Source organism: Ectobacillus panaciterrae DSM 19096 (genome assembly GCF_000430785.1).
Taxonomy (GTDB): Bacteria; Bacillota; Bacilli; order Bacillales; family Bacillaceae_G; genus Ectobacillus; species Ectobacillus panaciterrae.
This window is the reverse complement of record NZ_AUMR01000086.1, coordinates 1-17,441: the sequence shown is the minus strand read 5'-3', so window position 1 is coordinate 17,441 and position 17,441 is coordinate 1. Positions and strand designations below refer to the sequence as shown.

The 17,441-nt window shown below is 38.2% G+C and carries 18 protein-coding genes; 9 read left to right on the top strand and 9 right to left on the bottom strand.

Annotated features, from left to right (window positions below; genetic code table 11):
- Positions 1 to 212: 212 nt before the first annotated feature.
- Together H540_RS0117840 and ytaF are read right to left on the bottom strand one after the other, a co-directional pair.
- Positions 213 to 1,151 (bottom strand): coiled-coil domain-containing protein, encoded by a 939-nt coding sequence (locus tag H540_RS0117840; protein WP_155891063.1) that lies wholly within the window; start codon positions 1,149 to 1,151, stop codon positions 213 to 215.
- Positions 1,152 to 1,419: 268 nt separating this feature from the next.
- Positions 1,420 to 2,091 carry a sporulation membrane protein YtaF gene (gene ytaF, locus H540_RS0117835; RefSeq protein WP_028401807.1) on the bottom strand — a complete coding sequence of 224 codons (672 nt, stop codon included), beginning with the start codon at positions 2,089 to 2,091 and terminating at the stop codon, positions 1,420 to 1,422.
- A 262-nt stretch (positions 2,092 to 2,353) separates the two neighbouring features.
- Between ytaF and H540_RS30110 the strand changes: the two genes are divergently transcribed.
- Positions 2,354 to 4,522 (top strand): RNA degradosome polyphosphate kinase, encoded by a 2,169-nt coding sequence (locus H540_RS30110; RefSeq protein WP_081415186.1) that lies wholly within the window; start codon positions 2,354 to 2,356, stop codon positions 4,520 to 4,522.
- Positions 4,523 to 4,690: 168 nt separating this feature from the next.
- Positions 4,691 to 5,041 (top strand): hypothetical protein, encoded by a 351-nt coding sequence (locus tag H540_RS30105; protein ID WP_051317170.1) that lies wholly within the window; start codon positions 4,691 to 4,693, stop codon positions 5,039 to 5,041.
- Positions 5,042 to 5,376: 335 nt separating this feature from the next.
- Here H540_RS30105 and H540_RS32295 read toward each other — a convergent pair whose 3' ends face one another.
- Complete coding sequence (locus H540_RS32295; protein ID WP_081415184.1) at positions 5,377 to 6,027, bottom strand: hypothetical protein; 651 nt, start codon at positions 6,025 to 6,027, stop codon at positions 5,377 to 5,379.
- A gap of 168 nt (positions 6,028 to 6,195) precedes the next feature.
- Between H540_RS32295 and H540_RS0117815 the strand changes: the two genes are divergently transcribed.
- The 4 genes from H540_RS0117815 (at position 6,196) to H540_RS0117800 (ending at position 11,701) form a co-directional block, all read left to right on the top strand.
- A complete protein-coding gene (locus tag H540_RS0117815; protein WP_028401806.1) occupies positions 6,196 to 10,425 on the top strand; it encodes a cation-translocating P-type ATPase in 4,230 nt (1,409 codons plus the stop codon).
- A 57-nt stretch (positions 10,426 to 10,482) separates the two neighbouring features.
- Entirely contained in the window at positions 10,483 to 10,752 is a 270-nt protein-coding gene (locus H540_RS0117810; protein WP_028401805.1) for a hypothetical protein, read from the top strand.
- 27 nt (positions 10,753 to 10,779) lie between these two features.
- Positions 10,780 to 11,013: a hypothetical protein gene (locus H540_RS0117805; RefSeq protein WP_028401804.1), complete on the top strand. Its 234-nt coding sequence runs from the start codon at positions 10,780 to 10,782 to the stop codon at positions 11,011 to 11,013.
- A 337-nt stretch (positions 11,014 to 11,350) separates the two neighbouring features.
- On the top strand, positions 11,351 to 11,701 hold the full coding sequence (locus tag H540_RS0117800; protein ID WP_028401803.1) for a hypothetical protein: 351 nt from the start codon (positions 11,351 to 11,353) through the stop codon (positions 11,699 to 11,701).
- A gap of 292 nt (positions 11,702 to 11,993) precedes the next feature.
- On the opposite strand, the gene H540_RS0117795 is transcribed toward H540_RS0117800, so the two are convergent.
- The 4 genes from H540_RS0117795 to H540_RS0117780 all read right to left on the bottom strand — a co-directional run bounded on the left by H540_RS0117795 (position 11,994) and on the right by H540_RS0117780 (position 13,729).
- Positions 11,994 to 12,182 (bottom strand): hypothetical protein, encoded by a 189-nt coding sequence (locus tag H540_RS0117795; protein WP_028401802.1) that lies wholly within the window; start codon positions 12,180 to 12,182, stop codon positions 11,994 to 11,996.
- A gap of 206 nt (positions 12,183 to 12,388) precedes the next feature.
- A complete protein-coding gene (locus H540_RS0117790; protein ID WP_028401801.1) occupies positions 12,389 to 12,586 on the bottom strand; it encodes a hypothetical protein in 198 nt (65 codons plus the stop codon).
- Between the two features lie 339 nt (positions 12,587 to 12,925).
- Positions 12,926 to 13,360 (bottom strand): DUF2269 family protein, encoded by a 435-nt coding sequence (locus tag H540_RS0117785; protein WP_028401800.1) that lies wholly within the window; start codon positions 13,358 to 13,360, stop codon positions 12,926 to 12,928.
- Positions 13,361 to 13,378: 18 nt separating this feature from the next.
- Positions 13,379 to 13,729, bottom strand: a complete 351-nt coding sequence (locus H540_RS0117780; RefSeq protein WP_028401799.1) for an ASCH domain-containing protein — start codon at positions 13,727 to 13,729, stop codon at positions 13,379 to 13,381.
- Between the two features lie 90 nt (positions 13,730 to 13,819).
- On the opposite strand from H540_RS0117780, the gene H540_RS33335 reads away from it, so the two are divergent.
- Positions 13,820 to 13,894, top strand: coding sequence for an FbpB family small basic protein (locus H540_RS33335; protein ID WP_155891064.1), 75 nt, complete (start codon positions 13,820 to 13,822; stop codon positions 13,892 to 13,894).
- Between the two features lie 985 nt (positions 13,895 to 14,879).
- Here H540_RS33335 and H540_RS0117770 read toward each other — a convergent pair.
- Together H540_RS0117770 and H540_RS0117765 are read right to left on the bottom strand one after the other, a co-directional pair.
- Positions 14,880 to 15,086 (bottom strand): helix-turn-helix transcriptional regulator, encoded by a 207-nt coding sequence (locus H540_RS0117770; protein ID WP_028401798.1) that lies wholly within the window; start codon positions 15,084 to 15,086, stop codon positions 14,880 to 14,882.
- Between the two features lie 3 nt (positions 15,087 to 15,089).
- Positions 15,090 to 15,395: a DUF6442 family protein gene (locus tag H540_RS0117765; protein ID WP_028401797.1), complete on the bottom strand. Its 306-nt coding sequence runs from the start codon at positions 15,393 to 15,395 to the stop codon at positions 15,090 to 15,092.
- Positions 15,396 to 15,775: 380 nt separating this feature from the next.
- Between H540_RS0117765 and H540_RS0117760 the strand changes: the two genes are divergently transcribed.
- Both H540_RS0117760 and H540_RS34080 read left to right on the top strand, forming a co-directional pair.
- Positions 15,776 to 15,970 carry a DUF3967 domain-containing protein gene (locus tag H540_RS0117760; RefSeq protein WP_028401796.1) on the top strand — a complete coding sequence of 65 codons (195 nt, stop codon included), beginning with the start codon at positions 15,776 to 15,778 and terminating at the stop codon, positions 15,968 to 15,970.
- 96 nt (positions 15,971 to 16,066) lie between these two features.
- On the top strand, positions 16,067 to 16,204 hold the full coding sequence (locus tag H540_RS34080; RefSeq protein WP_169729580.1) for a hypothetical protein: 138 nt from the start codon (positions 16,067 to 16,069) through the stop codon (positions 16,202 to 16,204).
- Positions 16,205 to 17,441 lie beyond the last annotated feature (1,237 nt).

Here is a 17,441-nt window from a genome sequence, read left to right as displayed (position 1 = left end):
ATCTATCGTTTGCCACGTAGAACAAAAGGGAAACTGCGCTCGCTCCCTCTCTCTCCCTGCATGGGCCACGAAAAGGGTTTGACCGCTTCTACGCTTAGTCGGATGCGCTCTCCCCCCTAAAAGAAAAGTTTTTATGTTTATTTTTTTAGTTGTATTTATATATATTTTCTGTAACTGCCTTTTTTAAACAAAAAGAGACCCCAATCGGGTCCCTATTCATTTTTTTCTTGCACCGGCTTGTCTAATTTCAATTTTAGAGCTTCCATGTCTTGGTTATATCGTTTCTTATCTTCTTGATGCTGTTGTTCTGTTTTACTTAGCTTCAATTCCAGGGCTTTTATCTTTTTTTTGTAGCGCTCTGTTTCTTTCTGATGCTGTAACTCTAGTCCTCCCATTTTCTCGTCATATGAAGTTTTTGCAAGTTCACGCTTTTTATTTTCTTCTGATATACGTTGATTATGTTCATTTTGTATACGTGAAAGTTCCTCTATTTGTTCTTTTTGTTTTTCCGACAATACCTTTTCCAGAGCAAAATCTTTCTGCTTCAAATCTGAATCATGTTTCTTTTTCATATCTTCAATTTGTTCCCCAAGCTGAATAGAAGTCAATTTATATTCTTCTGCTTGAGATACAACTTGTTTCATGACCTCAATTTCCTTATTTAACCTCTCAATTTGTTCGGTTTTCTCAGCTATTTTCCCGCCTTTTTCTTCGATAGTTAATTCTTTATTGGCAATAACCTGTTTCTGTTCCTTAATTCGTTCTTCAGCAGCAAATAATTGTTTTTCCTTCTCTTCCTGACTTTCCTGTATTCTTGTTACCTCGTGATGTAATTTTGTATTTTCCAGCTGTATAGACTCTATCTGCTCCTCTAACTCGTTGTATTTTGAAATCTTGTCGTTTAATTGTTCCTGTAATTGCTCTTTTTCCGTTTGATATGTTCTATCATTCATTTGCTCCGCAACACGACTAAATAATTGATTGACTTGCTTAACTCGGTTTCCAATGACCCCTAACGAATGAGTTTGGTAAGCCAAAAATGTATCATACAGTAATTCCTCTACTGTTTTCTTCTTTGCCAATGGTTTATTTGCGGCGCTAGTCCGTACTGCTGTGCGATAGCTTCGATTCTTAAGTACCTCTTTTTCCAATTCTAATTCCTTGTTTTCGCCCACTATATTCTCCCCTATCTTTTTTTTTAATGGTGTCGTAGATATCAAGAATATTCTAACTTTATGTTACACTATTCGACCCTGATATCACAAATAATTCTTGTACAAAAATAATTCACTGGAAACATCAAACAACAATATCTTGTTACCTTTAAGATTAAGCATCTAAAGCCCGAAGCTGGATTAAAGGTAAACTATAATCAAACAGGCAGCGCCAACAATTTGTGTTGGCGCTGCCTCGTCTCCCTTAGAAAAGTTTATATATACCTATTATGATTAATAAGCAGCTCGGAAGAAAGCCAAGTCGACTCACCCATGTTAGATTTGCAAACTTAGCTCCTGCTAATATTCCTAAATAAACAAAAATCCCGCTCATTATGGCAATGATAATCGGTGTTAATACAATAGGATAACCTAAAAACGCGGCTCCGATCCCTGCGCCAAAAGCATCTAGTGAGAGTGCTGTGCCTAGAACAGCCGCTTCTTTCATAGAAATCCATCCCGATTGATCAACATCTGCTTTCATTGGTGTTTCCAAGATTTCAATCACAATTCTCAGGTTTTTGAGTTGAATGATTTTTGGGGCAGGTTTCTTTTTATCTGTCTGAGAACGCGGAGCTGCAGAGGTTTTATTTTTATCTTTATTATTTGTTTTATAAAAATTATAAAGAGTCCAACATCCTAGAATAATTAATAATAATCCCCCCAGCATTTTTGCAACATGTGGAGAAATAAAACGAGATAGCCCGTGACCAATACTCATGGATACAAAGATAACGGTTCCGGTAATGACCATAATTGTATAGAGTGAACGGATAGGGATTAAAATTTTTCTAACGCCGTACGTGAATCCTACCCCAAAGCTATCAATACTCAATACAAACCCCAGGAAAATAATTAATAAAAGCAGAGATAACAAAAGCCTCCCTCCTTTTGTCACATAACGACTGATACCCATCTTATGAAAACTTCACAAAGTATATGCGTGTACCGTCGACTGTTCAGATGAAAAGGTTTTGGTGCAAAAAATTCGTACAAGCTCCAGGAATAAAAATCTAAATATAAAGATATAAAGAGCAATGTACTGTGCCGAAATATGTTTAAAATAGAGCTTTTTGGACAAATTTTAATTATCACATTTTCTTTTAAGGTGGGAGTTTACAGTGAAAACAGCTGGTGAAATGAAAAAGATCAAACATTTAGAAGATCCTGTAAACTATAACAATCGTGAATTGAGTTGGTTAGCGTTTAATCAGCGTGTATTAGAAGAGGCGATTGATGAACGAAATCGTTTGCTGGAACGATTTAAGTTTCTTGCGATCTTTAGCTCAAATTTAGATGAATTTTTTATGGTCCGTGTGGCCGGATTAAAAGATCAAGTCGAAGCAGGATTTAACAAACCGGAAAATAAAGCTGGCTTGACTCCAAAGGAACAATTATCGTCTATATCAAAAAAAACACATACGTTGGTTGAATTACAATACGAGACTTATAAAAAATCGCTTCTGCCCAAGCTAGAAGCTGAAGGTGTTTCAATCATTACGATTGAGCAAGCAAGTCAAGACCAACTTTCATTTTTGGAAACATATTTTAATGAAGAAATTTTCCCCGTGTTAACTCCAATGGCGATTGATGCGTATCACCCTTTTCCAATGTTATTAAATAAAAGTCTAAACCTAGCGATTATCATTGAAAAAAATATAGAAGAAGACAGGCAAATTAGGCAGTCAAGCAGTAAGTTAGTAATTATACAAGTTCCAGGCGTATTAAATCGTTATGTTGAGTTACCAACTGAGGCCCAAACGAGAACGTTTGTCTTACTCGAAGACGTCATTGCTTATTTTATCCATAAATTTTTGAAAGGGTATGTGGTGAAAAGCGTTACACCATTTCGTATTACACGAAACGCAGATATGCCCATTCATGAAGAAGGAGCACGTGATTTACTTCGCGAGATTGAAAAAGAACTAAAGAAACGAAAATGGGGTACTGAAATTCGCGTGGAAATAGATGGCCGTAATTACGATCAAAATGTATTGGAATATTTACAAAAAGAGCTGGAAATTCATGAAAAAGATACCTATATCATTGATGGTCCGCTTGATTTAACATTTTTATTTTCATTTTATAAATGTATTGAAGCAACACATGAACACCTTGTTGATGAAACACTGATTCCGCAGCCGCCAAAAGATTTAGCATCCCATGAAGATATTTTTGAGAAAGTATTGGAACGAGACATATTATTTCATCATCCATACGAATCATTTGAACCCGTAATCGATTTTGTATCTGAGGCTGCGGAAGATCCTGATGTTTTAGCTATTAAACAAACATTGTATCGTGTGAGCGGTGATTCCCCAATTATTCAAGCATTAAAACGTGCGGTAGAAAACGGAAAGCAAGTTACAGTTCTTGTCGAGTTAAAAGCTCGATTTGATGAAGCGAATAATGTCTATTGGGCAAAAGAGCTTGAACAAGCCGGCTGCCATGTTATTTATGGAATGACCTATTTAAAAACACATAGTAAAATCACACTTGTTGTCCGCCGTAAAAACGGACGGATTGAACGTTTTGTCCATTTAGGGACAGGAAACTATAATGATGCAACAGCAAAAATCTATACAGATCTAGGATTGATTACATCGAATGAACAATTTGGAATTGACGCTACAAACTTCTTTAATTATTTAAGCATTTATACCGAAAAACCAGCATACCACCATTTATCAGTAGGACCATTCGATATTCGTAAAGATTTTATTTCATTAATTAAACAAGAAATCGCCTTTCATAAAAAACATAAAAATGGTCATATTATTGCAAAAATGAATGCATTAACAGACAAAGCGTTAATCATGAAGCTGTACGAAGCTTCAAATGCTGGGGTAAAAATTGATTTAATTATACGAGGCATTTGTTGTTTAAGACCCGGCATTAAAGGGGTTAGCGAAAACATTACAGTTCGCAGTATTATTGGACGCTTTTTAGAGCATGGCCGCATTTATTATTTTCATCATAATGGCGAGGAAAAAATTTTTTTATCATCTGCCGACATGATGACACGAAACATGGAAAATCGTGTAGAGATTTTATTCCCCATTTTGGATTCCCGTTTAAAGAAACGAATCCAAAATTGGGTATCGCTCATGTTAGCGGATAATGTAAAAGCCCGTGAGCAAGATGATGAAGGAAATTATCATTACGTAAAACGTGCAGAAAATGCACCGATTATTAATAGTCAATTAGAAATATATACCATGGTATACGATAACACACGAGGCCGCCAAAAAAAAAGGATAAAAAAGGTTCTGAAAGGAAATTATTGGTACCGTTATTTCAGAGTGTAAGACTCCTGAGCAACGTTTCTTACAAACCTCTGCCTGCTATACAGATTCAAAACAATTGGAAAAAATCATCACTCATGAACAGTTTTGATGAAATGATAAAAATGTTAAGGCTGTACATAGCATTTTTATCTTTTGGATATATTAAATAAAAAGTAAAGGAGGGATTTTATGTTTAAAGGTGCACCATTATGGTCAGGAGTTGTATCCGGCGGAATTTCGCAGGTTGGAGATATTCAATCTTACTTAAAAGGCGAGACAGGCGGTAAAGACCTAGCTGCCAGTACAGTAAAAAATGTATCAGGCGCAGCAGGAGTTATGGCTGGGGTAGGATATGGCGCAATGGCGGGATCACTTGTTTTTCCGGGAGTCGGTACAGTTATCGGCTCGCTTGTCGGATATGCAGCCGGAAATCGGCTTGGAAATGCGGTTGGATCTACAGTCGGAGATATGCTGTTTAACCGAAACAATCCACAGCAAGATCAATATCATCAAAATCAATACCAAAATCAATATCAATAAATGGTTAAAAAGGGCTCCCAAAGCAGAATATATTTCTGCTTTAGGGCCCTTTTTTCTGTCTGCATAGTTATCGCTCCTTCATTAGCTTAACGAGACATGCGCATCGAGGAAATAGATGAATCAGGGTCTATATATGAGTGAATGATAAATTCGACATGTCCATGTGCGATGTGCAACCAAAAGGGAGTATGGTATGCTGCTTCCCTCTGGTTTCCCCTTGCATGAGCTAAAGGTTTGACCGCTTCTGCACGTCGCCGGATGATCTCTCCCACTATAAAAAGATGTTTTTTCACTTGTATATAGAAAAATAAGGCTGACTCATCGAGTCAGCCTTATTAATATAAGCGCTGTTCAATTTCATTTAATTTCATTTGAATGGAATGATCATCTAAAACATTGTAGGCTGTGAACTGGTTATGTACATGATTCGGCTCCGTACCTTCAAATAAGCCTGCGGCAACATTATCTGTTGCAGTTTCCATCGCCTGTTTTGTTTTTGTGACGCCCTCTTCGAAACCGTGTGTGACCATATTATCTTCAAATAAGCCTGCAACATCATCTGTTGCAGTTTCCATTGCCTGTTTCGTTTTTGTGGCGCCCTCTTCGAAACCTTGTGTAACCATATTATCTTCAAATAAGCCGCTAACAGCGTCTTTTGCAGTTTCCATTGCCTGTTTCGTTTTTGTGACGCCCTCTTCAAAACTGTGTTTGAGCATATCGCCTCCTTCTTTGACCATTCCGGCCATATCAGGCAGCATCATCGTCTCTCTTTCTGCTTTCGCTTCTTCCACAAACGTCCCTAATTGCTTTTGAACTCCGGTCGTGAGCCCCTTCATTTGGTCTCCCAGTGCCAGTGCTGCGCCCGCTCCTTTAACCAGCAGCTTTCTTGTTCCTTTTCTTGCCTCTGGAGATACCGTTAAAATCAGCACTGCGGAACTGACTATTAGCCCCACCGGATTACTAAAAGAAAAAAACTTTTTAAACATCATTCAGCCTCCTTGCTCCTTATAATTTTAGATTTTACCCAAATATGGCTATATTTATTTCCATTATTTTTAAAAATTGTATTTTTAATCATGAATAGAATACAAAAACATGTCTAAAATATTATTTATACAAAAATTTGAAGAGTACGAAGGGAGGGTGGCCAGAGAATGAATGAAATATCGTTTAAACCGCGATCTTTTCATCTTCTCCCTGGAAGAGTCAGATTTGAACTATTTGGATTACAACATCACCCTGATATATCTGAGAAATTTGAAGAAATTTTCTCTTCTATTGAGGGAGTCACATCTGTTTGTGCAAATAGCGATTCAGGGAAAGTTCTGCTGGTATTTGATGAAAAGAGAGTAAGTGTAGACGTTCTTTTGTTATTTATCAAAAAATTTGAAGAAGTTTTGTTTAAGAAACGATACATAACTGAAGAAGAGACTGCACCTGAAAATGAAGAAGAAAATACTGTTATTTATAGTGAAGTTGCGGCAACAGCTGAGAGCACAATCGCAACTTCTTATTTCGAATCCATTCCCTATACAAAAAGTATGGATATAAATGAAAGAGTTCCCTTGCCGCTTACCTTATCGATAGCGGGACTGGGTATTTTAGGAGTCAAGCAGCTGGTTTGGGGAAGGTCCGCTTTAGCAAGGCATCCTCTTCCCTTTTTCATTAGCAGCGCGATCGCAATCAGTACCGGATACCCATTTTTGAAAAAAGGGTTGCACGATTTGCAACAAAAGAAAAAGCTGAATGTAGATTTATTACTCGGTATCAGTTCGTTAGGATTGGCACTCGTCCGGGAAAATTTAGTTGTTTTAGCCGGAATCAGCATTCTCCAATATTTAAACTGGAAGCGCAGACAAGTGAAAACAGATCTATTAGACCAACCATGCGTATCGCCGCAGATTGAAACTTACAGCCGGCGCGCAAGCAAGTTTGGTCTAGTTGCGGCCGGAGCTGGCTTTGCTTTGACAAGAAATCCTCTGGCTGCGCTAGGCGCTTTATTGGCGGCTAACCCTCGCCCGGTTTTAACATCCACTGAATATGCTTGGAAGCAAGCGGAGTACATTGCGAGAGAGCGTGAACAGTGCCTGCCAGAGAATGGGTCAATGTATCAGCTATCACAAACAAAAGCAGTCGTCTTTGAGGACGCTTCTTTAATTGCGGATAACGGAACCATAAGACCAGAGGCAGTATCGTTATTCGAGCGGTTGCGTCCCGGAACTATGATAGGTGCTAGGAATAACCGAAATGATGTAAACCTTGAAGAATTAGCAAGCTTTTTAACTGAACATTTTAAAGTGGAACTTAAAGAAATAAACGAGGCTTTCCCAAAACAACGGGATGAAGTCTTATTTATTGCTGATGATGTGTCAAACGGCACAGAAAAGATACTATCTTTTTATCCTTCCATAAGAATCGGGAAATTGCCGGAGCTTGCCAAAAGCTATGAGCAGGCCGGGAAGCTCGACAACCTTGTGCATACAAATGCAAAGGTGACATCTCTTTGGAACTTGATTGGAACAGCGATTGCTGTGCCTGTATTTGTTGCGGCTCCGCTAGTCAATCTAATTGCGGACGCGTTAACGCTAAGCTTCTTAACAAAAATAAAAAGATGGACAGAGGAGCATATCGGAGCAAGAAAACAGGAGAACCCGCAAGCCGGAGGGAAAGTGGAAGGAAAAGCGGAAGGCCATCCTTGGCATGCAATGGACGAGAAGGAGATTCTTCATCTTCTGAAAACGGATCAACTGTATGGTTTAGATGATCAACAGATCAGCGCAGCTATGCAAACATATGGTCCGAATAAACTTCAGGCAAAGCGCCGGCCCCATTGGATAAAAAGCTATCTAGCCCAATTTAAGGAGTTTACAACGGTTGTTTTGGGAACAACAGCCTTGTTAAGCATGGTTTCCGGGCATTTATTTGACGGAGCGGCAATGGGCTCTATTCTTTTGTTAAATGCCGCGATTTCAACGATGCAAGAGCGGAAAGCTGAAGGTGCCGTTGAAGCAATGACTCGCTTCGTTCCGCCGAATTGTCTTGTAATCCGAAAAGGAGAAACAGTAGAAATATCCGCAGAGAATATCGTGCCTGGCGACCTTGTGGTGCTCGAAGCCGGGGATCGTATTCCTGCTGATTTAAGATTGATTCAAGGATGGAATCTGGAAGTGAATGAGTCTTCCCTATCAGGTGAATCGCTGCCTGTTAGAAAGATCGCCGGAAAGATTTCGGAAAAAGAAGCCCTTTCTGATCGGGCAAACATGCTGTATATGGGCACGCATGTGACAAGAGGAAAGGCTTTGGCAGTTGTTGTGCAAACAGGAAAAGATACTGAGATGGGTCATCTTATGTCACTGTTAAACGAGGAAAGTGATGGCGAGACACCATTGCAAAGACAAGTAACTTCCATTAGCAAAACATTTATGAAGGGTGCTTTAGCAGCTGGTGTTATCGTATTTATCGCGGGCTTGCTTAGAGGAAACCCGATTTCACAAATGATTACTACTTCAATGGCACTGACGGCATCGGCGATTCCTGAAGGACTTCCAGTGACCATTACCATTGCTTTAACCGCCGGTGTATTCCGCATGGCAAAGAAAAAAACTTTGGTTCAAAATTTATCTTCTTTGGAGACGTTGGGAAGAACAACGGTCATTTGCTCCGATAAAACAGGAACGTTAACGAAAAATGAAATGACAGTCAAGAAAGTAGCAACCATCGATGCAGAATTTGATGCAACTGGAGAAGGATATGCTCCAGAAGGAAAGATCATTGATAAAAACGGAGTAGAACAAAACTCTAAAGAACTGGATAAGCTTTTGGAAATTGGTTTGCTGTGCAGCAACACTTCATTACACCTCGAAAACGAGCGTTGGGGAATCAAAGGAGACCCGACTGAGGGTGCCATTGTTACATTGGCTGCAAAGCGCAATTTCCATTTAGATAATCACAAGCATTGGCAGCGTCTTCATGAAGTTCCTTTCGACTCCAATTCAGGCATGATGACGGTTGCTTGCAAGAGTGAAGAAGACGAGAAGAAATGCTTTGTTATGTCAAAAGGCTCAGTAGAAAAGATTTTGAACTGCTGTACCCATTATCAGAAAAATGGACAACAATACGCGTTGACAGATGAAATAAGAGAGGAAATTTTACAGCAAAATGAAAAATATGCTGAACAGTCTCTCCGTGTTTTAGGGTTTGCCTATCGTCCGATTGACCATAATGGCGAAAATACTTGCTTTGATGATATGAATGAAAACTTAATCTATGTCGGTATGGCCGGTATGATAGATCCTCCAAAGCCTGATGTAGAAAAGAGCATTCGCGAAGCTTTGGAATTAGGCATTAGACCGGTTATGATTACAGGCGATCATCCTGTCACAGCAATGGCAATCGCCAAACAAATCGGAATTTGCAACGGCGGGAAGAAAGTTGTCGTCGGCAACGAGTTAGATCAGATGTCGGATGAGGAATTAAAAAACATCATCAACGATATTTGTATCTTTGCAAGGGTCACCCCTGAGCATAAGCTTCGTATTGTCACTATGTTACAACAACAGGGACACGTCGTAGCAATGACAGGAGACGGCGTAAACGACTCCCCTGCCATAAAAAGGGCAGATGTAGGAATTGCAATGGGACAAGCCGGTACGCAAGTGACAAAAGAAACAGCAGATATGGTCCTAAAGGAAGATCATTTCGGATCAATTGTAGAAGGCGTAAAAGAAGGAAGAACGATAATCGGAAACATTCGTAAAGCGCTTGGGTGCTTATTGAGCGGAAACCTGGCAGAAATTATTGTTACAAGTGCCGCTGTAATTGCGGGAATGCCGCTTCCGATTGTGCCGATTCAAATATTGATTATGAACCTTCTAACAGATGCGCTCCCTGCAATGGTATTGGCTGTTAACCCAGGCAATAAAACAACGCAAACAAAACGTCAGGAAATCGTGGATTCGTCCTTGTACAAACAAGTTATTACACGCGGCGTCCTATTAGGCGCAGGGTCATTAAGTCTGTTTGCTTTAAGCTTAAGCCGCGGGGCTTCTTTACCTATGGCTAGAACAATCGCATTTGCAACATTAGTAGCAGGTCAATTAATACAAACTTTCTCTTGGAGACAAACAGGCTCTAAAGAAAGCATTCGTGACTGGTCAAAAGATCGTTTCTTAGTAGGCGCATTGGGTGTTTCTTGGCTGGCATTGCTGTCGACCATTTATATCGGCCCGCTGCATAGTGTATTCAGCACAGTTTCTTTACCAATCGTTTCATGGATTCCGATATTAGCGGTTGCGAGCGGCGCGGCAATTGTAGCAAAGCCGATTGTTAACATGCTGACGCGTACAAAATCAAAGATGATTCCATTCCATTCAATCGCTGCTTGAGTATAAAACTAGGAAAATTGACCATACTAAAATAATAATGTTTGTAGGAGGAATATAATGGTACACAGTAGCTTACAGAGAGTGATCGTAGGGTCTGCCCTCGTCATTGCCACATCAGCCATATTACCGATCGCCAAACAAGTGTTACGACCTGTTGCGAGAGATGTATCAAGACAAATGAAGTTTTTTCTTGTATCGGCAAAAGAGGGGATTGAAGATGTCGTTGCCGAGGTTAAATTTGAACGGATGAAGGCACAACTAGATAAAGATACGTTTATCGATTGCGAGGTAGAAGTAGTAGATAGAAGCGAAGCGATTTTCCGCTAAAAAAATATGTTCAGGAGGAGAAATCTTATGGAAGAACAAAATGAAATGATTCACCATTTAAGACAAGCGCTCGCCCATTTGGATCAAGCATTGAATATGACTGTTCAATCGCTGCGTGAAAGTCCGGAATCCAAAAAGAGAACGAGTGCGATTTGGGAAGAATTCTTGGGGACATTTTTTGGAAAGATTCGGGCGAAAGGAAAAGAAAATAACATCAATCTTTTAAGTCTCGTTTCGTTCCCGAAATTAAGGAAATTTTAACGTAAAACTCCCTCAAAAGGCCACAAAAACGAAAAGGCAGAGATCGATTAAGTCTCTGCTTTTTCGTGTATCGTCTTTTATCTTGCGCAATGTAATTTGATAAGAAAACTTCAAAATCAACACTAATTATATACAACTGAATAAAAAAACCGTCTTTTTACAGTGGGGAGAGAACATCCGGCGACGTGCGGAAGCGGTCAAACCCTTGTAGTGGTCCATGCAAAGGTAAACCATAGATAGGAAGAAAGCACCAATGCCGTTTTGCTGTACCCAGCACATTGAAATGTCGAAATCATAAATCATTCATATATATATGAACTATGAGGTGAAGACTTAAATGGATAAAAAAGAACTAGTGAGCCGCTTAGTTGCGATTGAAGGAATGTTTAAAGCAGGCCGTGACTTGTCATTTCAAGAGTTACAAATGCTAATCGCAGATGCTGCAGGCATACCAATGGATACCACTTTTCAATTAGTTGATAGATATGGTCAAGCTGCTTTGGAAAATGATGATTACTTTTCAAGAGAGTTTGTAATGGAACTGTTTGAAAAGTTTCATAATGGCGGCTTAAGTGAAGAAGAATTAGTTGAACTATTAATAAATTGGGATAAACACGATGTAAATACAAAAGGCGGCATTTACTTCGATATGAAAAAATATTTGAGTGAATTATCTACAAGTGAATAAAAAACCGTCTTTTTATAGTGGGGAGAGATTAAAAGACGTGCAGAAGCGGTCAAACCTTTGTAGTGGTTCATGCAAAGGTACACCAGAGAGAAGAAGCATGTCACACTCCCTTTTCGTTGCACATAGCACATGGACATGTCGAATTTATCATTCACTCATATATAGGCGAAGAATTTGAGGATGAATGAACCTCCCCCACTTACCGTTACATCATCCACACGCTTGAAGCGGGGGGATTCTCGCCTACTTTATGATAAAAAAGACGATCAAACACGATCGTCCATAAGCAAAGTTATTTGTTATCTTCATTTCGTGCGCTTTTCATTACGTTATTCACCAAGTTTTGCGTTGCATCTTGGGTTAATTCATTCGCATTTTCAATAGCGTGCTGTACATAATTCGTTGCCGATTGAACCCCGTTTTTAAAGACTTTCGTTTTGTTTTCAACAGCGTTGTTTGAGTGTTGATCATTATTAGACATCGCTTATCCCTCCAAGTATTCATTCATAGTTTATATTGTCGTCGATATCAAAAAATTATACAGTTGGCGGGATTCTCCACAGAATGTTGATAAACTGGGGATTGCTGGTGAGGAGAACTTCCGATAATGTCGTGTTATGTAAACCTCACATGTATAAAATATATAGTTCGTTTGTGTAAAGAAAAAAGGAAAGCAAATGGCTTTCCTCAGAAATAGTATGTTGAGCTAAACGGAATTGTTGAGAAATCAGTTGGATACATGACATGGTGGATAACATGATGATGCATGATATGTCCAAAGAAAGGATCCTGTACCATCTCTTGGTGGAATGCATGCTGTGTCACTTGTCCAGCATGTAATGCAAGTGCGATTTGCCGTGCGTTATTAAAATACGGAATTCTCATAATAACTCATTGCGCTCCTTCCATAGCTGTCGGTTATGACCCTTTTATACGTTATGTCTATGTACGGAACAAAGATCTTATTTCATTGAAATTGGGTGCTCTTTCAGGACAGTTATATTTGAAGATGAGCCTTTTATTCCGATAACACTGCTTATGCAAAGAAGCCTGTTTAAATAAACAGGCTTCTTTGCTGTATATGGGAATCATAAGTTGACCGTAAACTAAAACAAGGACAGCCAGTCGGCTTGTCCTTGTCTCATACTATCCAGCGAACTCAAGCGGTAATCATGCAAAGCTGCTCTTCGCCTTGGATGAACTTGTCCATAACATGAATCACACCTACCACAATGCAGGCTTTGCCACCATAAACCATAGCACTATCATCAAAAGAACAATGTAAATCCAGATAGAACGACGAAGCAAGTGAACTAACGTTTTCTTGTCTTGACTCGGTTCGTTAAATTTCCGAATGGTCGGCGAAAAGGCGCGAGCCAGGAAAAATAATGAACTTACCAAAAGGATGATAGTCATCACAATCCAAGAGGTTTTCCATGACCAAGGGCCCATCAATACCAACAAGACTCCTGATACAACCAATACATGCCCGGCATGCTTAGCCAATCTGACCGCAAACCGGAACACATCCAGATAAGCCTGCTGTATTGAAGATTCCGAGGCTTGCAGTTTTTTAAGTAACGGAATCAACAGAAAAAAAGGACCGATCGATAAGATTACACTAAAAATATGTATATAAAGGAACAATCGATATAGTATGTCCATCCTTACATCAAATCAATCCTGGATAAGACGAAACTCGTGAACCCAAACCCTCATTTGCGGCAGCCAAGGCATTCCAGGGTGGATGGACAGGATCGATTGCTTATATTCCTCTACATTCGTATACCCTTCCTGGCGGGCATGCTCATCAGTCAATTCACCAAGTGCCTGTGAATAGACGCGTTCCACAACATACCGGTGACCTTGAAGCTCCATTACTTCCCCGACATCTGCATATCTCCCGTTTCGGCGAGTGGCCGTTTTCTGCCCTGCAAGCACTCTTTCAACATCCTCCTGAAGCGTAATAAGGCGTTCAATCGTACATGTTTTTGGCGGTAAAGCGTTCGTTTCATTTTGATTTGTCATCTGGGCTCTTCTCCTTTTTCATTTAAGTACAAGCTCCTCTTAATCATATAAAAAAACCATTCCGTATAGCAAGTTTCCTCTGAAGAGCTAGTGCAAGAGAATAAACAAAAATTACTTAATGATAAACAAACACTAGAAAAAATCGAAAAGCGTATAATGCCATGAGTTTATAAAGTTATATATGAGTGAATGATAATTTCGACATTTCCATGTGCTATGTGCAACCAAAAAGGAATATTGCATGCTTCTTCTCTCTGGTTTACCTTTGCATGAACCACTCTAAAGGTTTGACCGCTTCTTCACGTCGCCGGATGTTCTCTCCCCACTATCAAAAGACGGGTTTTGTATTTTCATAAGATTATTTTGCATAAAATGCATTAGAAGAAGTATATCGTTTTTACATTCTTATATCATTGTTTAATTAAAAGTTTGTAGTTCTTTTAATTTAACTAGTTCGACTTCTCTTGATTCCTGGTTTACAATTTCACAGTAACCTGAGCTATATATGTACAGTATTCGATATGATTCTCCTTCATATAGCACCATGGAACCGCTTCCGAATTTCTCCACCAAGCACATCTTCCTCCTTTTAAATACTATCTTTGCAACAATTATAGGGATATCCCTTATATATGTAAACCTTATTTTCTTTTAATTAACAAATTATTTACAATGTATACCATATACATGTGAGGTTTACATAACAGGTTCTGGTGTGAAAATTTGTAACAAGAAGCATAAGATTGCCGGTTCGCAAATTTATGCTTCTTTTATATAAGTCCACTTTGTTATTCCGACATAGCTATCGTTTGCCATGTAGAACAAAAGGGAAACTGCGCTCGCTCCCTCTCTCTCTCCCTGCATGGGCCACGAAAAGGGTTTGACCGCTTCTATGCTTAGTCGGATGCTCTCTCCCCCCTAAAAGAAACGTTTTTATGTCGATTTTTTTAGTTGCATTTATATAGCTTACGGCAGACTTATGCTTCCAATATGAAAAATTAGCTCAATGAACCGTCAGTATTAGTTCACATAATCAGTGTTATCGATAGTCAATGTATCTATGAGCCTGTAAAAAGTTCCTTCAGCTTATACTAATAAGACAGATATTAATCCGTAGACGCTATTTATTCTAGTTACTTTTTTTAGTTAATTAAAAATAAAAAAGCTCTTCAAATTTTTTATCTAATGCTATACACAGTATTAAGGCTAATTTTGCTGTTGGACAAAATTGACCTGTTTCAATAGAACTGATCGTTTGTCGAGATACACCAATCATTTCAGCTAATTCACCTTGTGTTATTTTCTTTTCAGCTCTTGCTACTTTTAAACGATTTTTTAGTATTAACTCATCTTTCATTCGTTACCCTCCAAAAAAGAAAGCTATAGCACTAGCAATTGTACTGGATGTAGCCAAAATACTTGCATACAGAAATTTTTTTGACTTCAAGTTTTTAAATTTATAAAAACTTGAAGAAGCTATATAACCAGAAAAAATAGCCATTAATTCATAACTCTTAATCCCATGTATTAAGTTCCATGAACCAAAAATAAGAACCAAAGCAAGTACAGCTATTAAACCATAACTAAATGAATCTAACTCAATACTTTCTTTGCGTTCATCTTTTCCCATTCTTTTATATGTATCTAATATTTCTTTTTTGTTCACTATTATCAACCCCTTCGTACATTATAACTACAATATACCATTTTCAAATATTTTTTGACAAGTTAACTTGTCAAAAAGATAATAAAACTTATCAAACATATCAAATTAGATATAGCAATACTATCTAACTCTTTTTCTCTATAAGGGGTATCGTCCCATCGCCATCAAGGTAAAGCAATTAAATATCCCATGCCCATCAATCTAAAGATAAAGAATACTCCCAGAACGAAATTTTTGTGCGAATTTCTTACTTTTATCGTTTTGGGGGTAGTTTGTGTTTTTAAGTTGATGGCTATGGGGCGGAATCCCTACTAGAAAAGGCAGGGTATTTCTTCCATAAAAACGAGCGTGGCCATAGAGCTGATTATGATGGCGATGTTATGGCGATGCGTAAGCTAAAAAAGCTACAAGAGAAGCAAAAGCTTATAGCGGAGTATAGCGAACAAACGAATAGTAAAGAATCTAAAAGAGACGAGCAATTATCACAGCTGATGAAAGAGGTTCAGGAAACACGAAAGCAGTTGGCAGCAGCTCAAGAAAAGAAATCTTTTTGGTCAAGATTATTAGGTAAATAAAATGATTTTAGAAGGATTCAGAAGGCTCTCTGTTGAATTTTAAATATCAAACACCCCTATAGAGAAGGTCTTAAAATCAATTCTGGAGGCGATAAAATGATGTCAGAAGAGATTTTGAAAATTATTGAGAATATGGATGAAAAAGAGCGATGGATACTCATCAACCAACTGTATGATTTACACATCAACAAAGGCGATATTCCTCAAGGTATAGAGATAGATTTTGATTATTGATTAGATCTGGCTTATATAGCCGGATCTTTTTTATATTGATCAGTAAAAAATTACTCTGCTGGGGGTACCGGAAAAAAACCACGCTAAGGATTTTTGAATCATTTTAGTCCCAGTTTAAATTGAATTGTAAAAAAGTGATGGGGACATTGTGGCGACTTTTGTGTACCCATGGTTTTGTCTGGCTTTGCCTGACCTCACACCTTCGGTGGGGACAAAAACCTCTTATGCTCTTCTACCTCTCTGAAAAAATGCCACCTAAATTTTTCCTGATATACTTAACATGTCTTATTAGTAGTTAAAATAAAACAATTATTCGCTTTCATTACCATTGTTTCCGTTGCCATGAATATATAGCCAATTTGCTAAAAAAACATAAAAAATATAAGGTGTAATCAATACATTAAGGAGGTAATTCAAATGAAAAAATTTTTAAATTTAGTCGCTTCATCAATGGAAGAATATAGAGAGTTAATGAAAGAATGCAGAAAGTTAATGGGAGTATACGAAAATGCTGAGATTCGTGGTAAATAAATTTCTTAACTTAAACCATCAAAAACGAGGAGTAAATAATAATGGTTTCTTCATATCATAAGATTCACTAGCCGACTCACGAAAATAAAAAAGTGAGTCGGCTTTTTTTATGTGAAAAATGCTTCTGTTTATAAATCTTTCCATCTCCCTATTCTTTGTATAGTATATTCATTTCCGGTTTACATAACATGTCATTATCGATAGTTATCACAAACACTCCCCGATCATCTCAACCTAAAAATAGGGAAATGTATAAAAAGCGTTGTTTTACAAAAAATGTAGATTGAGAAGTGTTCCTATTTTTGGTTTGAGTACATATGAAGGGGAAATTGAAATTAGATGAAGAGTGAGAAACAGCAACGATTATGCAAAATTATGAATGTAATATGGCGTATTTTTTCCGTGCTATATTTTGTTCAAGGAATCCTACTCTTAGCATATTTACATTGGGATACATACTGGTATGGCTTAAAACATATATTATTTGGATTGTTTTTTTGGAATCAAGATAAAGTGTGGTCTTTAGTTGAGCAAGAGGGGCATCAAAAGAAATGATGAACAATTCGATAGTTATAAAAATAAATACGAGACCTGATTCAGATCTCGTTGGCTTCTTTACATAATCATGTTTAGAGGAAGTTCCTCTAATATCCGTATTCTGTCGGCAAGAGTTCTCATTGAGTTTTATCAAAAATCCTTAAACAAA